At 34.0% G+C, this 1,826-nt stretch carries 2 protein-coding genes; both read right to left on the bottom strand.

Annotation, left to right across the window (positions count from 1 at the left end; all coding sequences use genetic code 11):
* Positions 1–994, bottom strand: a 994-nt coding sequence (locus M901_RS08150; protein WP_021277712.1) for a hypothetical protein, incomplete at its 3' end; no start/stop codon positions are given.
* Positions 995–1,086: 92 nt separating this feature from the next.
* Positions 1,087–1,826, bottom strand: a 740-nt coding sequence (locus M901_RS08145) for a hypothetical protein (protein ID WP_021277713.1), incomplete at its 5' end; no start/stop codon positions are given.

The following is a 1,826-nucleotide window of genomic DNA, read 5'->3' as shown; positions in this document are numbered from 1 at the left end:
GAATAGGACTTCTCTCTAATTCAAATCCATCTCTATTATAAACAATAATCTCCTGTGTCTTCTTATCTATGACAGCATAATCTTCATCAGAAATATGTTTATGGTAACCTTGAATGATATCAAGATTTTCTTTTTTATTTAATTCACTCTTTAATTCAAAATACTCTTTAAAAGAAAGGTCTTGATCAATTTGATCTCTATTATCATTAAAGACACCTTTCTTATTTCCAACAATCATCTCTAGCTCTGAAGGTTCAAAGAGCGCTTCTCCATCTAAAAGAACTTTACCTCCACTTACTGATAGCCTTTCTTCATCACTTAATATTTCCCAAAAAAGACCACGATTAATGAAATCACTATAGGCATCAAAACAATTCATTAAGGAAACTCTATTAATAAGTTTCTGCGCCTCGGCTACAGAAATTGCCTGAGACCCCTTCATCGCGCCAGTTAATTTAATTAATTGATTTGATAGATTATAGATATTGTACTCATAGGAAAACTTTCCTCTTTCTTTTTCCATGAGATGATTTATATTCTGCATAAACCAAATCATTTCAATTTCATCTTCCGTTAACCCTAAGGAATACTTCTGATTCATAAGAAGAATCACTAGAGCAGCAGAGTTATTAGAAAGTCTCTTTTCTTTATCCCAGTAAGAGGCATTAGCAATTGATTTTAAAAATCCTTCAAATTGTTCAGCTTGAGCATATTTAGAAAATTCTTTCTTGGCCGAACTCTTTTCTTCGTCACTTAAGTTGCGACTTAGAATGCGGGCATAATCTTCTAAGCTCGGAATATTTTCCTCTGCCAAAAAGCCTGCAACTTTTAAAGTCACTTGATCATAGATATCCGTGAGAACTTCAGCTCTTGAAAGCTTACATTTATCAGATTGATTCCTACTTTGTTGGCATTCTTGCTCATAAGCAAAAGTAGGAGCCGATAAAATAAAGAGAATAGTAATGACTAAGGTCTTAAGTTTAAAAGATATCATGTCCTTGATATTGCAATATCAAAACCAATAATCACTATATAATTTCAACAAGTTACAAAAGAATAACCGTCTAAAGACTAGACGGTCTTCTATTATTCGACAGTTAAGTGAGAATGATGCTCAAACTTCTGATGACGCCACAGTAACTCCCACGACTCGGCCAATGTAATGAGGAATAAGCCTAATCGATATGAAGATGTCATCACTTGAGGGCGAATATTTTGGGTTTTATCATGTCCTCTAAGAAAGTAAGTACTCATTTGCTGACTCTTTGGCGCGAACGCCTCACCTGCTTCAGCTTCAAATAAGTTCTTCCAGACATGGGCCCTATACTCTTCCCAGTCATCTAAGAAATTTCCTAATAAGTTTACAGATTCATTTAAGTCCTCACGACTAAAGTCTTGAATAAAGTTATTAATATCATCTACTCTATTGAGTATTTTACGTAATCGGTAAAAATCAATTAAGACTTCGTGAGCCTGTGTTGCAAAGAATGGGTGTCGGTGTCTAATAATAAGTAGTAGCTCTTCAAGAGCTCTCATATTGCTAACGAGGTTAATCGAAAGATTATTCAATCCCTGTCTAATCCCGGCCTTCCTAAAACTATTGATAACACCATCTTCATAGGCCTTAATACTGAATATTAAAACCTTAAATTGTTTCTTTGCCTCAGCAAGACCTTCTTCAGGAACATTTGAAAGTAACTGAATAAGAGGCTTACTCAGGTAAGTATTCTCATCAATATTAATCTCTTTCTTATCTTTTAATACTTGAGACATAATTTCTTCAATAACTGGATAGAGCAATAAGAAGATTAAACTATTACTAGATA

Origin of the sequence: Bacteriovorax sp. DB6_IX, from assembly GCF_000447775.1 — a bacterium.
In the GTDB taxonomy this organism is placed as follows: domain Bacteria; phylum Bdellovibrionota; class Bacteriovoracia; order Bacteriovoracales; family Bacteriovoracaceae; genus Halobacteriovorax_A.
This window is presented reverse-complemented; position numbering and strand designations above follow the sequence as displayed.